The following is a 16,380-nucleotide window of genomic DNA, read 5'->3' on the forward strand; positions in this document are numbered from 1 at the left end:
TTGTTATGACTGATAAGGAATATATAGAAAAAGCAAATAAACTTTTAAAAATGGCATATGTACCTTATTCACATTTTCCAGTAGCTGCAATAGTCATTGATGCAAATGGAAATGAATATTATGGCGTAAATGTTGAAAATGCGGCATATAATGTAGGACTTTGTGCTGAAAGAAATGCAATAACTAATGGAATTACAAAAGGACTTGCTAAAATTTCAAAAATATATATTACAGCAAATACAGATAGACCAGTTAGTCCTTGTGGAGCTTGTAGGCAAGTAATATCAGAATTTTCAGATGAAAATACTGTTTTAATACTTGGCTCAAGTGAAAGTGAAGAATTAAAAAAATTCAAGATAAATGAAATATTACCTTATAGTTTTGGACCAAATGATTTATAAGAAAAAATAAAAAATAAAATACCTTTAAAGTAAAAGCTTTGGAGGTATTTTTTATATGAAATGAAATAAAAAAAAATACGTTCAATGGCGTAATAATACTGAACGTATTTCAACTGTTTTTTATTAAAATCCAAATCTTGCACCAACTCTAAGACTTACTGTCTCAGGATAACCAAAGCCAAGTTCAGCAGTAAAAATCTTTTTGTAAGTTGTACCAACATAGAGTCTTGAAAGATATAAAGGCTTAAATGTACTGTGTTCATGCTTAAATCCAATACCTAAATCAAGTCCACTGTAGACTCTAACATCTTTATGTGGTTGTCCATATAGTTCAGTTGAAAAAAATGGAGCGAACATAGGTGATGGTTTAAGACTTAGAGTTGTACCACTACCATTTTTTTCTAATTTTGCACTTAAATCAAGACCTCCACCAACATTAATTCCAAAAGTTTTAATATTAGTTTGTTTACTTAAATCAAATGTTTTATAAACAGCTACAGATCCTGCAATTATTGTACCTTTAGGAGAGCCATTATATAAATATCCTCCAATTCCTGCAAGAGCTTTAACTTCAATATCATTTGTTTTAGTTTTTATAATAGATTTATTTTTTTTCGTGGTATAAGGTTTCTTCCCCCCCCCCGATTTTAGCAACTGAAATAGTAGATGCTAACGCAAAAAAGATTATAATATATTTTTTCATAAATTCCCTTTCTTAAAAGCCAAATCTTGCACCAATTCCAAGACTTATTGTTCCTGGATAACCAACTCCAAGTTCAGCAGTAAATTTTTCTTTATAAGTTGTACCAATATATACTTTAGACATATATGAAACGAAAGGTGAATCATTTTCACTTTCAATTCCTACCCCTAAATCAAGTCCACCATAAACTCTATAATTTTTATGTGGTTTTCCAAATAATTCAGTTGAAATAAATGGAATAAGTCTAACTGTTGGTGTAAAACTCATATCTTCAGTTTTTAACTGAACATTTAAATCAAGTCCTCCACCAACATTAATTCCAAAAGTTTTAATTTTAGTAAGTTCACTTAAATCTAATGTTTTATATACACTTACAGACCCTGATATTATTGGGGCATATTGAGAATTTTCAAATAAATATCCTCCAAATCCTACGAGAGCCTTAACTTCAATATTATTCTTTTTAGTAACTGAAGTGGTAGATGCCAAAAGATCATTTGTTTTAGCAACTGAAATGGTACATACTAATGTACAAAAAATTGCAATATATTTTTTCATAAATATCCTTTCTTAAAATCCAAATCTTGCACCAATACCAAGACTTATTGATCCTGGATAACCAGTTCCAAGTTCAACAGTAAATGTTTCTTTGTAAGTTGTACCAATATATATTTTAGACATATATGAAACGGAAGGATAACCATTTTCGATTTCAATTCCTACTCCTAAATCAAGACCACTATAAACTTTAAAATTTTTATGTGGTTTTCCAAATAATTCAGTTGAAACAACTGGAATAAGTCTAGTTAATGATATAATATTAGTAGTACTACTGTCACTACTATTTTTATTTTGTAATTGAATGCTTAAATCAAGCCCCCACCAACATTAATTCCAAATGTTTTAATTTTAGTTAGTTCACTTAAATCTAGTGTTTTATATACACTTGCAGAACCTGATATTATTGAAGAATAGTTAAAACTTTCAAATAAATATCCTCCGATTCCTAAAAGGGCTTTAACTTCAATATTATTTGTTTTAGTTTTTACAATAGTTTTATTTTTTTTCGTGGTATAAGGTTTCTTCCCCCCCCCGATTTTAGCAACTGAAATAGTAGATGCTAATGCAAAAAAAATTATAATATATTTTTTCATAAATTTCCTTTCTTAAAAGCCAAATCTTGCACCAACTCTAAGACTTATTGTCTCAGGATAGCCAAAACCAAGTTCAGCAGTAAAAATTTTTTTATAAGTTGTACCAACGTATATTTTTGAAATATATGAAGTAGAAAATGAACTATTTGCATGTTTAAATCCAATACCTAAATCAAGTCCACTATAAACTCTTACATCTTTATGTGGTTGTCCATATAGTTCAGTTGAAACAAATGGTGAAAATCTAGTTACGGGACTAATATTTATACCAGTACCACTATTTCCATTTTTGTTTAATTGGATACTTAAATCAATTCCTCCACCAACGTTAATTCCAAAAGTTTTAATATTAGTTTGTTTACTTAAATCAAATGTTTTATAAACAGTTACAGAACCTGCTACTGTTGCACCTTTAGGAGAATTGTTAAATAAATATCCTCCAATACCTACAAGTGCTTTAACTTCAATATTATTTGTTTTAGTTTTTACAATAATTTTATTTTTTTTCGTGGTATAAGGTTTCTTCCCGCCCCGATTATTGCTTATTTTAGCAACTGAAATTGTAGATGCTAATGCAAAAAAAATTACAATATATTTTTTCATGAATGTCCCTTCTTAAAATCCGTATCTCATACCTATACCTAAACTAATTGCTCCTGGATAACCAACTCCAAGTTCCATTGTAAAGTATTTATGGTATACAAATCCGGCATATGTTTTAATTTTTAACTGTGTAGAGGTGCTGTTTGTTTTATGTCCAAAAAAAGTTACTGAACCGACATTAAGACCACCTAAAACAACTATACTATCTGATACTTTTTTATTTATTTCAAGTGAAAGATAAGGTGAAATTATTCCATCTGGTCCTGCATTTTTAGTTCTACCACCTATTTCAAGACCTGCTCCAAGGTTAAATCCGACTACTTTGTCAGATGGTATTATATTTTTGTAAATAGCAGCTTCTACTGAAAAAATTCCCGATACTTTACTAAAATCATGTAAGTATGCAGCACTATTTATTAAAGCTTTTGTTTCAAATCCATATTCTGATGAAAATGATAAAGCAGAAGCTAATAAAATAGTTAATGCAAAAATAGTTTTTTTCATATTAATACCTCCTCGGCAATTATACATCATATGCTTTGATTAAGCAATACTTGACAAAAAAAAACTACCAGTGTATAATTAAATAATTAATATTAGAAAGCGGTGATTATATGTGTACAACAGTTATTGTTGGAAAAAAAGTAACAATTAATAATAAGACAATAATTGCTAGAAATGAAGATTCACATTTAGCGATAAATCCCAAAAGATTAGAAATAGTAAAAGGAAATAAAATAAAAAATAGAAAACATAAATCTGTATATACGGGTGTGGAAGTTTTACTACCTGAAAAATCATATACATTTACAGCAATGCCTGATGTAATATCTGATACATATAATAACGGAAGATTTAGTGAAGCAAGTGTAAATGAATTTCATGTTGCAGTAAGTTCAACAGAAAGTCTATATGGAAATGAAAGAGTTTTAGCATATGATCCATTAATTGAAAATGGTATTGCTGAAGATGCAATAAATGATATAGTAGCACCATTTATTAAAAGTGCTAAAGAAGGTGTTGAATTATTAGGAAAATACATTGAAAAATATGGTTCAAATGAAGGAAATGGTATAATTTTTTCTGATGACAAAGAAGTTTGGTATATGGAAATTCCAACAGGACATCACTGGGTAGCTGTTAGAATACCTGAAGATAGTTATGCAATAGCACCTAATTGTGTATGTATAGAAGAAATAGATTTTAATAGTCCTGATTATTTATATTCAACAGGTATTAGAGAATTTGTTGAAAAATATAGTTTAAATCCAGATAGAGAAGGATTTAATTTTAGAAAAATATTTGGTACAAGTACAGAGTTAGATAGAGTATATAATACGGCTAGAGCTTGGTTTGGTCATAAATATTTAGATAAAAATTTTGATAAGGATCCTGTATCGAGTGAAATACCGTTTATAAATAAAGCAGATAGACTTATAACTATTGAAGATGTTGAGTACATATTAAGTTCTCATTATAATGAAACTATTTATGATCCTATGGGTAATTCAGGTACAGAGTATGAAAAAACAAGATTTAGAGCAATATCGCTTTCAAGAACGCAAGAATCACATATAATTGAAATTGATAAATTACCTGTAAAATGGGTTGCAATGGCAACAACAGCATTTACTCCATATGTGCCATTTTTCACAGATGTTGATGATATTCCTGAAGAATATAGAGATACAACTTTTAAAATGGATATGAAATATGCGTATTGGTTATTTAAAGTATTTTCATATTATGTTGAAACACATTATAAGTTATTTTCTAAAGAAAATACTAAATATTTAGAAGAAATGCGTTCATATGGAAGAAGAAGGGTATTTGAAATTAGAGAAAATGCTTCAAAATTAAGTGGAACAAAATTAAGAGCATATTTAACAAATGAAAATGAAAAAACAGTTAAATATATGTTAGAAAAAACAAGAAATCTTTTAAATGAATTTATGACAAGAGCATTATCAGTATCTAAAATGTCATTTACTATGGATAAAAATTTATAATAAAGAATGTCTCGCTTTATGAGACATTCTATTTTTTTGAATATTAGTGTTATAAATAAAAACTCGTTAATTTTTGTTTTCTATAATTATATATTTTTAAGTTTTTTAGTTTGAATATTTTGATTTGTGACTTATGTAAGTTTCATTTTTTATTATGAGTTTATCATAAATTTCTGATATGAAATAAAAAGAACCACAATAAATATTAATACAATTTTCATCAATATAAATATCATCAATAATATCAACATTTCCAAGTGTTTCTATGATATTTTGTTTACTTCGTCCTCGCTTAATATGTGGCATTGGATAGACACTTACTTTTTTTGCAAAAGATGAAGCAATTTTATATATACTTTTAATGTCTTTATCAAGTAGTGATGTTAAAAATATATGTAAATTATCATAATTTTTAAAGTTTTCTTTTAAAGCTAAAAAAGAAGCCTCATTATGAGATATATCTATGTAAACATTGTCTCTTATCTTTTCTTGCCTACCTCTTAGTTTGAATTTTTTTAATCCATTTTGTATAAATTCATCACTTAAATTAAATAATTTGAATACTTCATATGCAAGAGCGAAATTACTTTCTTGAAATTTACCTGATAAAGGCAATTTAAATTTGTCAGTACCTGTAATATATTTTGAATTATTTGTAAGTTTTTCAATTTCATCTTTTAAACACTTGATATTATGAGTATAAAAAGTTAGTGTGTTATTTTTACATATACCTGCCTTTTGAAATGCTATACTTTCAATAGAGTTTCCAAGCATATTAGTATGATCATATGATACATTTGTTATTAGTGCAACATCATAATTAAGACAATTTGTGCTGTCATATTTACCACCAATACCAACTTCAATTATTGCAATGTCAACTTGATTGTCAATAAAATAATTCATTGCAATTAAAAATAAAAAGTCAAAAAAGCCTATTTTAAGATGTTTAAATTTGTCGTAATATGAAAAAAATTCTTTATTACTAATTTGTTTTTGATTTATTGTAATTCTTTCATTTGGACTAAAAAGATGGGGAGAAGTAAATTTTCCCACTTTATATTTCCCCATTAAAACACATTCAAGATAAGAACATGTAGAACCTTTACCATTTGTACCAGCAACATGAATTAAATAAGGTAATTTTCCTTTTATATATTTAGTTAAGTCAATATTTTCTTCTCTTTTCCTGTTAAATATTTCATCAAACATTTGTACCTCCATAAATAGTATAACATAATTTAAATGAATAGATATAAAATAAATTTGAATTTATGCTATAAAATGATATAATTTTATATATTAAAAATAAAGGAAAGTAAATGAAAGAATATTTTAAAAAAATGATAGATAGCTTTGACTTTGAATATAGAGAAGGTCAAATTGAAATGGCTAGTATTATAGAAAGACATTTAAATGAATATGAACCATGCATAATAGAAGCGGGTACAGGTATAGGAAAAACTTTAGCATATCTTATGCCTTTAGTTTTATATGCTAAAGAACATAGAACAAGGATAGTAATATCAACTAATACAATTAATTTACAAGAACAATTAGTTGAAAAAGATTTACCTCTTTTAGAAAAAATTTTAGGTCAAGAGATAAAGTATATGCTTGTAAAAGGAAGAAGCAATTATGCTTGTCATGTAAGATTTATGAAAAATAATAAAAATGAAAAATTAGCAAAGTGGTTTGAAAACACAAAAACAGGTGATAAGGCTGAAATTGATTTTTATTTAAATGCTGATGAGTGGAATCTAGTAAAATCAGATAAAGATTATTGTTCTGTAAAAAAATGTAATTGCTTTTTCTATAAAGCTAGAAAAGAGTTACAAGACCAAGAAATACTTATAGTAAATCATTCACTTTTATTTTCTAATTTTAAGTATGACAAAATTTTACCTAAATTTAATATATTACTTATAGATGAAGCACATAATCTTGAAAATTCAGCAAGAAAGTATTTTGAGTATAGCATTAATTCATCAGAAGTAAGTGCAGTACTAGGAATGCTTTATAATAGGAAAAACAAAGTTGGAGCATATTTATCAATGCTTGGAAAAATTGCAGAGTATGTTTCAAGTACTTCATATATAGTATTTGAAGAAAATAGAGATGAAGTTCTTTCTTTATTTAATTTAATATACGATAATTTCATAAAACAAAGTTCAGAAATATCAAAAATAATGGTAGAAAAAAATATAGAAAAAATAAGAAGGAAGTATATTGAAAATAGGTTAGAAAAATATATTGAATACAATAAAGAAGTTATAAATAATTTTAAAAAATTAAGCAAAATAATAAAAGTATTAAAAGAAAATATAGAAGCATATAATTTACCGGAAGATATTTATCAAGATTTCTTTGCTTTATATGACAAATTAAAAGAAAATATAGATACGTTAAAAACTATTGAAAAAAATAGTCAAGATGAATATGTAAATTGGTTTAAATTTAATTTAAATGATTTAAGTATTGATATTATGTCAACACCGTATATTATCGCAGATAAACTTGAAAAAGAATTATTAAAGGATAATAAAAATGTCATTTTAACTTCAGCAACATTAAGAGTTGATAATAAATTTGAATATATTAAGTCAAGACTTGGAATATCAAATTTTGAAGAATATGTAATAAAATCACCATTTGATTATGACAGAAATATGAAAATATTATTATCAAAAAATTCCCCTGATGTAAATACAGCCGAGTTTATAGACTATACTGCCTCTTTTATTAATAATTATGCTAAGGAAAAAAATGGTAATTGTTTTGTTTTATTTACTTCATATAAATTTATGAGTCAGGTATATAATAAGTTGGAATTAGAAGATTTTATTATTTTAAAACAAGGAGATATGTCAAGAACAAATTTAATTGAAACTTTTAAATCAAATGATAAGTCAATACTTTTAGGAACAGATAGTTTCTGGGAGGGTGTTGATGTAAAAGGAGATAAATTAAAAAGTATAATTATTCCAAAACTTCCTTTTCAAGTACCAGATGATCCTATAGTTGAGGCTATAATTGAAAATATACAAAAACAAGGGGATATACCATTTATAAAATATCAATTACCTCTTATGACTGTAAAATTATGTCAAGGAGTTGGAAGGCTTATAAGAAGTAAAAAAGATGAAGGAGAAATTGTAATTTTAGATAGTAGAATAGTGAAAAAATCATATGGAAAATCTATATTAAATTCATTTCCAAGTAAAAACATATTAAAATTTTAGAAAGGCAATAATATGAAAGCATCTGTAGTTGCATATCCAAGAATTGGTGAAAATAGAGAATTAAAATTTGCTGTTGAAAAATATTTTAATAAACATATAAGTGAAGAAGAACTTAAAACAGTTGCAAAAAATCTTAGAAAAGCTCATTTAAAAAGTCAAAGTGAAAATAATATTGAATATATTTCCAGTAATGATTTTTCTTATTATGACAGAGTACTTGATGTGGCGAACATGTTAAATATTATTCCAAGTAGGTACAAAAATCTTAAACTTAATGAACTTGATACATATTTTTCTATGGCACGAGGTTATCAAGGAATTAATGGTGATGTTTGTTCTCTTAGCATGAAAAAATGGTTTAATACAAATTACCATTATATAGTGCCGGAAATAGAAGATGATGCGAATATATATATTAAAAATAATAAAATATTTGATGAGTATTTAGAAGCAAAAGAATTCAAGCCTACAATTATAGGACCATTTACATTAATGAAGTTGTCAACGTTTGCTGGAACTAAAACGAAGTATGATTTTTTAGATTCATTTATAAATACTTATACAGATATATTGAAAAGATTAAGAAAATTAGATGTTAAATGGTTTCAAATTGAAGAACCTTACTTAGTTTGCGAATTAGATAAAGATGATATATATTTATTTAAAACAATGTATTCAAAAATACTTGAGAATAAAGGAAATGTAAAAGTTTTACTTCAAACTTATTTTGGAGATATTTCTCATATATTTTCTAGTATTTATAACATGAATTTTGATGCTTTTGGGTTAGATTTTGTAGAAGGTAAAAATAATTTAGATATTTTTAGTAAATATAATTTGTTAGATAAAGTAATTTTTGCAGGAGTTATAAATGGTAAAAATGTGTGGAAAGCTGATTTAGATAAAATCTTTACTATTTTGTCAAAAATAAAAGAAAATTCTAAAGAAGTAGTAGTATCAACATCATGTTCATTAATTCATATTCCGTATACAATTGAAAATGAAAAAAATATTTGTAAAAATATGTTTTCCTTTGCTAAAGAAAAATTAGTAGAATTAGAAACTTTAAAAAAATATGTGGGTAAAAATAGAGAAAATATTACCGAGATAATACAAAGTGATAATAATATCAAATATGAAAAAAGAAAAAGTATAATAAAAAATAATATATTACTTCCAATTACAACAATAGGTTCTTTTCCTCAGACAGAGGACATTAAAAATATTAGAAAAAAATATTTAAATAATGTGATTTCAAAAGAAAAATATGAAGAATTTATTAAATTAAAAATAAAAGAATGTATAGTGTTTCAAGAAGAAATAGGAATTGATATTTTGGTTCATGGAGAATTTGAAAGAAATGATATGGTTGAGTACTTTTATGAAAATCTTTTAGGCTTTGTGTTCACAAAAAATGGTTGGGTACAATCATATGGAACAAGATGTGTAAAACCACCGATTATAAACTCAGATATAAAAAGGAAAAAGTCAATTACTCTTAAATGGATTTTATATGCTAAAAGTCTCACAAATAAACCAATGAAAGCAATTTTAACAGGACCTATTACAATATTAAATTGGTCTTTTAAAAGAGAAGATATAAGTCAAAAAGACATTGCATTTCAAATAGCAAAAGCAATAAATGAAGAGGTTTTAGAACTTGAAAAAAATGGAATCGATATTATTCAAATTGATGAACCAGCGATAAGAGAAAAATTACCTTTAAAAAATGAAAAAGCTCATTCTGATTATTTAGATTTAGTTGTTCAGTCATTTAGGATGTCATATTATGGCATTAAAGAAACTACTAAGATACATACACATATATGTTACAGTGATTTTAAAGATATAATTGGCGTAATTGATAATCTTGGTGTTGATGTGATATACTTAGAATTATCTAAAGATAATTTTTCACAAGTATCTAAGTTATGTGATATTAAAACTAATATAGGTGCTGGAATATATGATGTTCACTCGCAAAGAATACCAAGTATAGAAGAAATAAAAGGAAATATTTTAAAAATTAGTAGTAAAATAAATATAAATAAATTGGTTATTAATCCAGATTGCGGGCTTAAAACTAGAAATTATTTTGAAATTAAAGAAAGTTTAAAAAATATTGTATGTGCTGTAAAGCAAATTAGGGAAGAATCGAAGTAGATATTTATGAAAAAAATTTTAATTTTTATTTTGTTTTTTAGTATTTTTTCCTTTACTAATGATTTTGGAATATTTATAGGAGAAAAAAAATTAGATAAATTATCTAAGTATAAAATGGTTGTGATAGATGCGACGTACTATTCTAAAGATGAAATAAAAAGTTTAAAAGATAAAAATATTAAAGTATACTCATATATTAATATAGGCTCAGTTGAAACGTTTAGACCATATTATAGGAAGTTTAAAAACAAAATAATAAAAAAATATGATAATTGGAATAATGAGTTTTGGATTGATATTACAAATAAAAATTGGAAAAACACATAAAAGATTATTCGAGTAAGCTTGCTAATAAAAATATAGATGGTTTTTTTATAGATAATGCAGATATATACTATATATCAAAAAATAAAAAAGTATATGAGAGTATAATTGAAATATTAAAAATGATAAAAAAACATAATTTACCCATTATAATTAATGGTATCGACATATTTTTAAAAGATGCACTAAAAAAAAATAATATAAATGGATTAATTAATGCAGTTAATCAAGAAACTGTATTTACTAGAATTGATTTTAATAAAAGAAAATTTTTTAAACAAAAAAGAAATATTACAAATGAGTATTTAAAATATTTATCAAAATTAAAAAAAATAGGGATTGATATATATTTGACAGAATATACTACGGATTATTACTTAGTAAGTAAAATAAAAAAATATTGTAAAAAACATAAGTATAAAGTATATGTTTCAGATAGTATAGAATTAAAATAAAGGAGTGATAAATATGAAAAAATTTATAATAGAACAAGGTTTTTTTGATATATTTCCAGATGCAAAGTTAGGTATAGTAGTTTGTAAAGGGATTAACAACAATATAATTGATGAAAATAAATATAAATATTTGTTAGATGAATCATATAAAATAGTTCCAAGTCATTTACCAAATCCTGATTTTAGTAGTAATAATGTTATAAAAGTCTATAGAGAAGCATTTCAAAAATTTAAAACTAAAAAAGGTGCAAGATCTTCTATTGAAGCTTTATTAAAACGTGTAAATAACGGGGGTACAATTGGAAATATTAATCCGTTAGTTGATATATATAATTCAGTTTCACTAAAATATGCACTACCTTGCGGGGGAGAAGATATTGATGAATTTTTAGGAGATATAAGACTTACATTAGCAAATGGAACAGAAAGTTTTATAACACTTGGATCTGATAAAAGTGAACCACCATATGAAAATGAAATAGTATATAAAGATAACGAGGGTGCTATATGCAGATGTTTAAACTGGAGAGAGTGTGTAAGGACTATACTTACAGAAAAAACAAAGAATGCTTTTTTATGTATTGAATTAATAGATACTGATAGAATTGATATACTTAATGTAGCACTTATGGAACTAAAAACTTTAATAGATACCAATTTAGGCGGAGTAAGTGAAATTGAAATTCTTGATATAAATAATAGAGAAATAATTATTGAAGAGTAGTGATAAATAATGAAATTGATAGATGCACATTGTCATTTAAATGATAGTATGTATGATGAAGACTTAGAGTGTATAATAGATGAAATTTTAAAAGAAATGGAATTTATAGTATGTTCAGGTTGGGATTATGAAAGTTCGCTTAGAGCAATTAAATTAAGTGAAAAATATGATAAAGTATATGCTACTATTGGGTATCATCCAACAGATATTTCAAAAATAAATGACAAAGATTTTTCACACATTGAAGAACTTGCAAGAACTCATAAAAAAGTAATCGGAATTGGAGAAATAGGGCTTGATTATCATTGGATGAAAGATCCAAAAGATGTTCAAAAACAAGCGTTTACAAGACAAATAGAAATGATAAGAAGAGTTGATATACCTATTGTTATACATACTAGAGATGCACTTGAAGATACGATTAATATATTAAAAGAATATAAAGATGTTGGAGGAATACTTCATTGTTTTCCAGGTTCATATGAATCTGTAAAACCTATATTAGATAGATATTATGTTAGTGTTGGTGGAACGCTTACATTTAAAAATAATGTTAAAACAAAAGAACTAGTTTCTAAAGTGCCACTTGACAGAATAGTTATTGAAACAGATAGTCCGTATTTAACTCCAGTGCCTTTTAGAGGAAAAAGAAATAATCCAGTATTTACAAAATATGTAGCTGAAGAAATTGCAAGAATTAAAGAAATTGATGTTGAGCAAGTTATAAACCAAACAAGTAAAAATGCAATTAAAGCGTATAGATTGGAAAATTTATTATGAGAATAGGTACTGATATTGTAGAAGTTGATAGAATAAAACAAGCGATAGAAAAAAATAATAATTTTAAAGAAAAAGTATTTACAAAAGCAGAAATAAAATATTGTGAAAATAAGAAAAATAAATACGAATCATATTCTGGAAGATTTAGTGCTAAAGAAGCATTTGTTAAGGCTCTTGGTACAGGATTTACAGATGATATTTCATTTCTAGATATAGAAATACTAAATGATGAAAATGGCAAACCTTGTATAAATTATAAAGGTAAAAACTATGATGTAAGTATATCGCATGAAAAAAGATATGCAATTGCAATGGTATTAATTGAAAGTCTTTGAAAACAAGACTTTCTTTTTTTATAAAAAAGTTGTTGACAAAAGAAAAAAAAAGGTATATTATACATTTAGCACTAGAAGGTTATGAGTGCTAACAAGCGAGAAGGTGATCTGATGAACGAAAGAGAAAAGCAGATACTTTATACTATAATTAGTCATTATATTGAAACCGGTGAAAGTGTTGGTTCAAGAACTATTGAAAAAAAGTATGATATTGGAGTTTCATCTGCTACTATAAGAAATGCAATGGCAGATTTAGAAGATATGGGTCTAATTTCAAAAACACATACATCATCAGGTAGAATACCAACATACGACGGCTATAAATTATATGTTGATAATTTATTAAATGAAAATGATTTTGAGTATACTCATAATATAGATGTCAATTCTTATGCTCAACTAAAAAATGAGCAAGTTAGTTTAATAATTGAAAATGTTACTCAAATGTTATCAAAACTTAGTTCGAATGCCGCAATAGCACTGGAACCATCTAATGAAAATCATAGTTTAAAAAAAGTAGAATTAGTTTATGTGAATAATAAAAGAGCATTTATTGTTGCAGTAACTGACATGAATATAGTGAAAACAGCTAATTTAAATCTTTATAATTATATTGATGAAACAGTTTTGAAAAAGGTAAGTGAGTATATAAATTTATTAATCGCAGAACAAAAAGGAAAATATACAATAAATAGTCTTAAAACTTTTTTTGAAAAAGTTGGTAGTTTGGATAAAGGTTTATCACAAGAAAGTGATACTAAACTTCATATGAGTAATGAAACAAGTCTATTAATCAATTCTGAAGATGTATTTAAAACTATTAAGATATTGGATGATAAAAACATACTAAAAAATATATTAAAAGATATTGTTGAAAACAAAAAATATAAACCATATGAAATAAATATATTATTTGGAAATGAATTAGAGTATGATGAATTAAAAAATTATATTTTCATATTTTCAGTATATGAATATGCTAATGAAAGAGGTGTAATTAGTTTAATTGGACCTTGTAGAATGAATTATAAGAAAAATATTAATTTAATAAATTACATTAATGAAATTTTAAAACAAGCGTTGAATAAGACAGTTTCATTAAAGTTAATTAAATAAGGAGTTGAGAATGGATAAAAGAGAAGTTGAAGAAAAAGAAATAGAAGAAATTTCAAATTCTTGTGAACAAAATCAAGTAGATGAAACTGAAGAAAAAATTAAAGCACTTGAAAAGGAAGTATCAGATTTAAAAGCAGCATACAGTATAAAATTAGCAGATTTTCAAAATTATACTAAAAGAAAAGATAAAGAATTTGAAGAATTCAAAAAATATGCTTGTGAATCATTGATAATAAAAGTTATAGATTCACTTGATACGCTTACACTTGCAAAAACTAGTGCTGATAAGGCAAAAGATTTTGAATCATTATCAAGCGGCATAGATATGATAATAAAAAATATACAAATTGCACTTAATGATGAAGGTGTAGAAGAAATAAACGCAATAAATGAAAAATACGATCCGTATATTCATTATGCAGTTGCAACTGAAAATAATGAAGAAATTGAAAATGAAGTTGTAACAGATGTACTACAAAAAGGATATAAATTAAAAGGAAAAGTAATTAGACCAAGTATGGTTAAAATAAATAAAAAATAAAATAGGAGTGATTATAATGAGTAAAATAATAGGAATAGATTTAGGAACAACAAACTCTTGTGTTGCTGTTATGGACGGTGGAACATATACAATAATTCCAAATAGTGACGGAGAAAGAACTACACCATCTGTTGTAAGTATTAAAGATAATGGAGAAGTTGTAGTTGGAACTATTGCAAAAAGACAAGCAATAACTCAACCAGATTCAACAATAAGTTCAATTAAAACACATATGGGAGAAAACTATAAAGTAGATATACATGGTAAATCATACACACCACAAGAAATATCTGCAAAAATCTTACAAAAGTTAAAAAAAGATGCTGAAAGTTATTTAGGAACAACTGTTACAGAAGCAGTAATTACAGTTCCTGCGTACTTTACAGATGCTCAAAGACAAGCAACAAAAGATGCTGGGGAAATTGCAGGTTTAAAAGTTGAAAGAATAGTAAATGAACCAACAGCTGCGGCTTTAGCATATGGACTTGATAAGAAAAAAGATGAAAAAATATTAGTATTTGACCTTGGTGGTGGAACATTTGACGTTTCTGTTTTAGAAATTGGAGACGATGTAGTTGAAGTTTTAGCGACTTCAGGAAATAACCATTTAGGTGGAGATGATTTTGACAAAAAAATAATTGATTGGTTAGCGGAAGAATTTAAGAAAGAAAGCGGTATTGATTTAAGAAATGATAAAATGGCATATCAAAGATTAAAAGATGCAGCAGAAGATGCTAAGAAAAAATTATCAACAACTTTAGAAACACAAATATCATTACCATTTATTACAGTAGATGCAACAGGACCAAAACATTTAGAAAAGAAATTAACTAGAGCTGCATTTAATGAATTAACAAAAGATTTAGTAGAATTAACAAAAACTCCTGTACAAACAGCACTTAAAGATTCAGGACTAAACGCAAGTGAAATAGATGAAATTCTATTAGTTGGAGGTTCAACAAGAATACCAGCAGTTCAAGAATGGGTTAAATCATATTTTGGTAAAGAACCTAATAAGGGAATAAATCCTGATGAAGTTGTTGCAGCTGGTGCAGCAATACAAGGTGGAGTTTTACAAGGTGATGTAAAAGGAGTACTATTATTAGACGTAACACCTTTATCACTTGGAATTGAAACAATGGGTGGAGTATTTACAAAAGTTATTGAAAAAAATACAACTATACCTACTAAGAAATCACAAGTATTTAGTACAGCAGTTGATAATCAACCTGAAGTTGGAATTGTTGTATTACAAGGAGAAAGAGCAAGAGCAGCAGATAATCATAAATTAGGAGAATTTTCACTTGGAGGAATTTTACCTGCACCAAGAGGAGTACCTCAAATTGAAGTTACATTTGATATTGATACAAATGGTATAGTTCATGTATCTGCAAAAGATTTAGGAACAGGAAAAGAAAATTCTGTAACAATATCAGGATCATCAAATTTATCAAAAGAAGATATAGAAAGAATGAAAAAAGAAGCAGAAGCTAATGCAAGCGAAGACGAAAAATTCAAAGAACTAGTTGAAGCAAGAAATCAAGCAGACCAACTATTAATTTCTACTGAAAAAATGATGAAAGAAAATGAAGACAAACTTCAAGGTACTGAAAAAGAAGATATAGAAAAAGCATTAGAAGAACTTAAAAAAGTTAAGGATTCAGAAGATATATCAGAAATTAAAGCTAAGATAGATGAACTTGCAAAATCAGCACAAGGATTTGCAACAAGAATTTATCAAGAAGCAGCAAAAAATAATCAATCTGCTGATCCAAATAATGCACAACAAGGTAATTCAGAATCAGAAGAACCTGAAATAATTAATTAAGG

At 26.1% G+C, this 16,380-nt stretch carries 18 protein-coding genes; 12 read left to right on the top strand and 6 right to left on the bottom strand.

Annotated elements, in window-relative coordinates; all coding sequences use genetic code 11:
- The first annotated feature begins 5 nt into the window (after positions 1 to 5).
- Positions 6 to 401 (top strand): cytidine deaminase, encoded by a 396-nt coding sequence (gene cdd, locus AWT63_RS00110; protein WP_068267426.1) that lies wholly within the window; start codon positions 6 to 8, stop codon positions 399 to 401.
- A 123-nt stretch (positions 402 to 524) separates the two neighbouring features.
- Here cdd and AWT63_RS00115 read toward each other — a convergent pair whose 3' ends face one another.
- The 5 genes from AWT63_RS00115 to AWT63_RS00135 all read right to left on the bottom strand — a co-directional run bounded on the left by AWT63_RS00115 (position 525) and on the right by AWT63_RS00135 (position 3,365).
- Positions 525 to 1,055 carry a hypothetical protein gene (locus tag AWT63_RS00115; protein ID WP_068267429.1) on the bottom strand — a complete coding sequence of 177 codons (531 nt, stop codon included), beginning with the start codon at positions 1,053 to 1,055 and terminating at the stop codon, positions 525 to 527.
- 61 nt (positions 1,056 to 1,116) lie between these two features.
- Complete coding sequence (locus AWT63_RS00120; protein ID WP_068267430.1) at positions 1,117 to 1,662, bottom strand: hypothetical protein; 546 nt, start codon at positions 1,660 to 1,662, stop codon at positions 1,117 to 1,119.
- A gap of 308 nt (positions 1,663 to 1,970) precedes the next feature.
- Complete coding sequence (locus tag AWT63_RS00125) at positions 1,971 to 2,258, bottom strand: hypothetical protein (RefSeq protein WP_068267431.1); 288 nt, start codon at positions 2,256 to 2,258, stop codon at positions 1,971 to 1,973.
- Positions 2,259 to 2,270: 12 nt separating this feature from the next.
- Positions 2,271 to 2,861, bottom strand: coding sequence for a hypothetical protein (locus AWT63_RS00130; protein ID WP_068267434.1), 591 nt, complete (start codon positions 2,859 to 2,861; stop codon positions 2,271 to 2,273).
- 12 nt (positions 2,862 to 2,873) lie between these two features.
- Positions 2,874 to 3,365 carry a hypothetical protein gene (locus AWT63_RS00135; RefSeq protein WP_068267436.1) on the bottom strand — a complete coding sequence of 164 codons (492 nt, stop codon included), beginning with the start codon at positions 3,363 to 3,365 and terminating at the stop codon, positions 2,874 to 2,876.
- 110 nt (positions 3,366 to 3,475) lie between these two features.
- Between AWT63_RS00135 and AWT63_RS00140 the strand changes: the two genes are divergently transcribed.
- The gene (locus AWT63_RS00140; protein ID WP_068267441.1) at positions 3,476 to 4,870 is read left to right on the top strand and encodes a C69 family dipeptidase; all 1,395 of its coding nucleotides are present in this window, start codon (positions 3,476 to 3,478) and stop codon (positions 4,868 to 4,870) included.
- A 105-nt stretch (positions 4,871 to 4,975) separates the two neighbouring features.
- Here AWT63_RS00140 and AWT63_RS00145 read toward each other — a convergent pair whose 3' ends face one another.
- On the bottom strand, positions 4,976 to 6,082 hold the full coding sequence (locus AWT63_RS00145; protein WP_068267443.1) for a bifunctional folylpolyglutamate synthase/dihydrofolate synthase: 1,107 nt from the start codon (positions 6,080 to 6,082) through the stop codon (positions 4,976 to 4,978).
- Between the two features lie 110 nt (positions 6,083 to 6,192).
- Between AWT63_RS00145 and AWT63_RS00150 the strand changes: the two genes are divergently transcribed.
- The 10 genes from AWT63_RS00150 (at position 6,193) to dnaK (ending at position 16,378) form a co-directional block, all read left to right on the top strand.
- The gene (locus AWT63_RS00150) at positions 6,193 to 8,112 is read left to right on the top strand and encodes an ATP-dependent DNA helicase (protein ID WP_068267445.1); all 1,920 of its coding nucleotides are present in this window, start codon (positions 6,193 to 6,195) and stop codon (positions 8,110 to 8,112) included.
- 12 nt (positions 8,113 to 8,124) lie between these two features.
- Positions 8,125 to 10,275 carry a 5-methyltetrahydropteroyltriglutamate--homocysteine S-methyltransferase gene (locus AWT63_RS00155; RefSeq protein WP_068267447.1) on the top strand — a complete coding sequence of 717 codons (2,151 nt, stop codon included), beginning with the start codon at positions 8,125 to 8,127 and terminating at the stop codon, positions 10,273 to 10,275.
- 6 nt (positions 10,276 to 10,281) lie between these two features.
- Positions 10,282 to 10,602 carry an endo alpha-1,4 polygalactosaminidase gene (locus AWT63_RS00160; RefSeq protein ID WP_068267448.1) on the top strand — a complete coding sequence of 107 codons (321 nt, stop codon included), beginning with the start codon at positions 10,282 to 10,284 and terminating at the stop codon, positions 10,600 to 10,602.
- Positions 10,587 to 11,054 (top strand): hypothetical protein, encoded by a 468-nt coding sequence (locus tag AWT63_RS00165; RefSeq protein WP_068267449.1) that lies wholly within the window; start codon positions 10,587 to 10,589, stop codon positions 11,052 to 11,054. Before AWT63_RS00160 ends, AWT63_RS00165 begins: the two co-directional genes overlap by 16 nt.
- A gap of 13 nt (positions 11,055 to 11,067) precedes the next feature.
- On the top strand, positions 11,068 to 11,778 hold the full coding sequence (locus AWT63_RS00170) for a B3/B4 domain-containing protein (protein WP_068267453.1): 711 nt from the start codon (positions 11,068 to 11,070) through the stop codon (positions 11,776 to 11,778).
- Between the two features lie 9 nt (positions 11,779 to 11,787).
- Positions 11,788 to 12,558, top strand: coding sequence for a TatD family hydrolase (locus AWT63_RS00175; RefSeq protein ID WP_068267457.1), 771 nt, complete (start codon positions 11,788 to 11,790; stop codon positions 12,556 to 12,558).
- Positions 12,555 to 12,893: a holo-ACP synthase gene (acpS, locus tag AWT63_RS00180; RefSeq protein WP_068267459.1), complete on the top strand. Its 339-nt coding sequence runs from the start codon at positions 12,555 to 12,557 to the stop codon at positions 12,891 to 12,893. The genes AWT63_RS00175 and acpS overlap by 4 nt, the downstream gene beginning before the upstream one ends.
- A 111-nt stretch (positions 12,894 to 13,004) precedes the next feature.
- On the top strand, positions 13,005 to 14,009 hold the full coding sequence (gene hrcA, locus AWT63_RS00185; RefSeq protein WP_068267460.1) for a heat-inducible transcriptional repressor HrcA: 1,005 nt from the start codon (positions 13,005 to 13,007) through the stop codon (positions 14,007 to 14,009).
- A gap of 10 nt (positions 14,010 to 14,019) precedes the next feature.
- On the top strand, positions 14,020 to 14,550 hold the full coding sequence (gene grpE / locus AWT63_RS00190) for a nucleotide exchange factor GrpE (RefSeq protein ID WP_068267462.1): 531 nt from the start codon (positions 14,020 to 14,022) through the stop codon (positions 14,548 to 14,550).
- 16 nt (positions 14,551 to 14,566) lie between these two features.
- A complete protein-coding gene (dnaK, locus tag AWT63_RS00195) occupies positions 14,567 to 16,378 on the top strand; it encodes a molecular chaperone DnaK (protein ID WP_068267464.1) in 1,812 nt (603 codons plus the stop codon).
- Positions 16,379 to 16,380 lie beyond the last annotated feature (2 nt).

Source organism: Caviibacter abscessus (assembly GCF_001517835.1).
In the GTDB taxonomy this organism is placed as follows: Bacteria; Fusobacteriota; Fusobacteriia; order Fusobacteriales; family Leptotrichiaceae; genus Caviibacter; species Caviibacter abscessus.

Excerpts from the sequence above, each read along its gene's own strand:
- AWT63_RS00160 (WP_068267448.1), top strand. The coding sequence starts at position 10,282 with ATGAAAAAAATTTTAATTTTTATTTTGTTTTTTAGTATTTTTTCCTTT.
- AWT63_RS00150 (WP_068267445.1), top strand. The coding sequence starts at position 6,193 with ATGAAAGAATATTTTAAAAAAATGATAGATAGCTTTGACTTTGAATAT.
- dnaK (WP_068267464.1), top strand. The coding sequence starts at position 14,567 with ATGAGTAAAATAATAGGAATAGATTTAGGAACAACAAACTCTTGTGTT.
- AWT63_RS00145 (WP_068267443.1), bottom strand. The coding sequence starts at position 6,082 with ATGTTTGATGAAATATTTAACAGGAAAAGAGAAGAAAATATTGACTTA.
- AWT63_RS00135 (WP_068267436.1), bottom strand. The coding sequence starts at position 3,365 with ATGAAAAAAACTATTTTTGCATTAACTATTTTATTAGCTTCTGCTTTA.
- hrcA (WP_068267460.1), top strand. The coding sequence starts at position 13,005 with ATGAACGAAAGAGAAAAGCAGATACTTTATACTATAATTAGTCATTAT.
- AWT63_RS00140 (WP_068267441.1), top strand. The coding sequence starts at position 3,476 with ATGTGTACAACAGTTATTGTTGGAAAAAAAGTAACAATTAATAATAAG.
- AWT63_RS00125 (WP_068267431.1), bottom strand. The coding sequence starts at position 2,258 with ATGAAAAAATATATTATAATTTTTTTTGCATTAGCATCTACTATTTCA.
- cdd (WP_068267426.1), top strand. The coding sequence starts at position 6 with ATGACTGATAAGGAATATATAGAAAAAGCAAATAAACTTTTAAAAATG.
- acpS (WP_068267459.1), top strand. The coding sequence starts at position 12,555 with ATGAGAATAGGTACTGATATTGTAGAAGTTGATAGAATAAAACAAGCG.
- AWT63_RS00130 (WP_068267434.1), bottom strand. The coding sequence starts at position 2,861 with ATGAAAAAATATATTGTAATTTTTTTTGCATTAGCATCTACAATTTCA.
- AWT63_RS00175 (WP_068267457.1), top strand. The coding sequence starts at position 11,788 with ATGAAATTGATAGATGCACATTGTCATTTAAATGATAGTATGTATGAT.
- grpE (WP_068267462.1), top strand. The coding sequence starts at position 14,020 with ATGGATAAAAGAGAAGTTGAAGAAAAAGAAATAGAAGAAATTTCAAAT.
- AWT63_RS00170 (WP_068267453.1), top strand. The coding sequence starts at position 11,068 with ATGAAAAAATTTATAATAGAACAAGGTTTTTTTGATATATTTCCAGAT.
- AWT63_RS00120 (WP_068267430.1), bottom strand. The coding sequence starts at position 1,662 with ATGAAAAAATATATTGCAATTTTTTGTACATTAGTATGTACCATTTCA.
- AWT63_RS00155 (WP_068267447.1), top strand. The coding sequence starts at position 8,125 with ATGAAAGCATCTGTAGTTGCATATCCAAGAATTGGTGAAAATAGAGAA.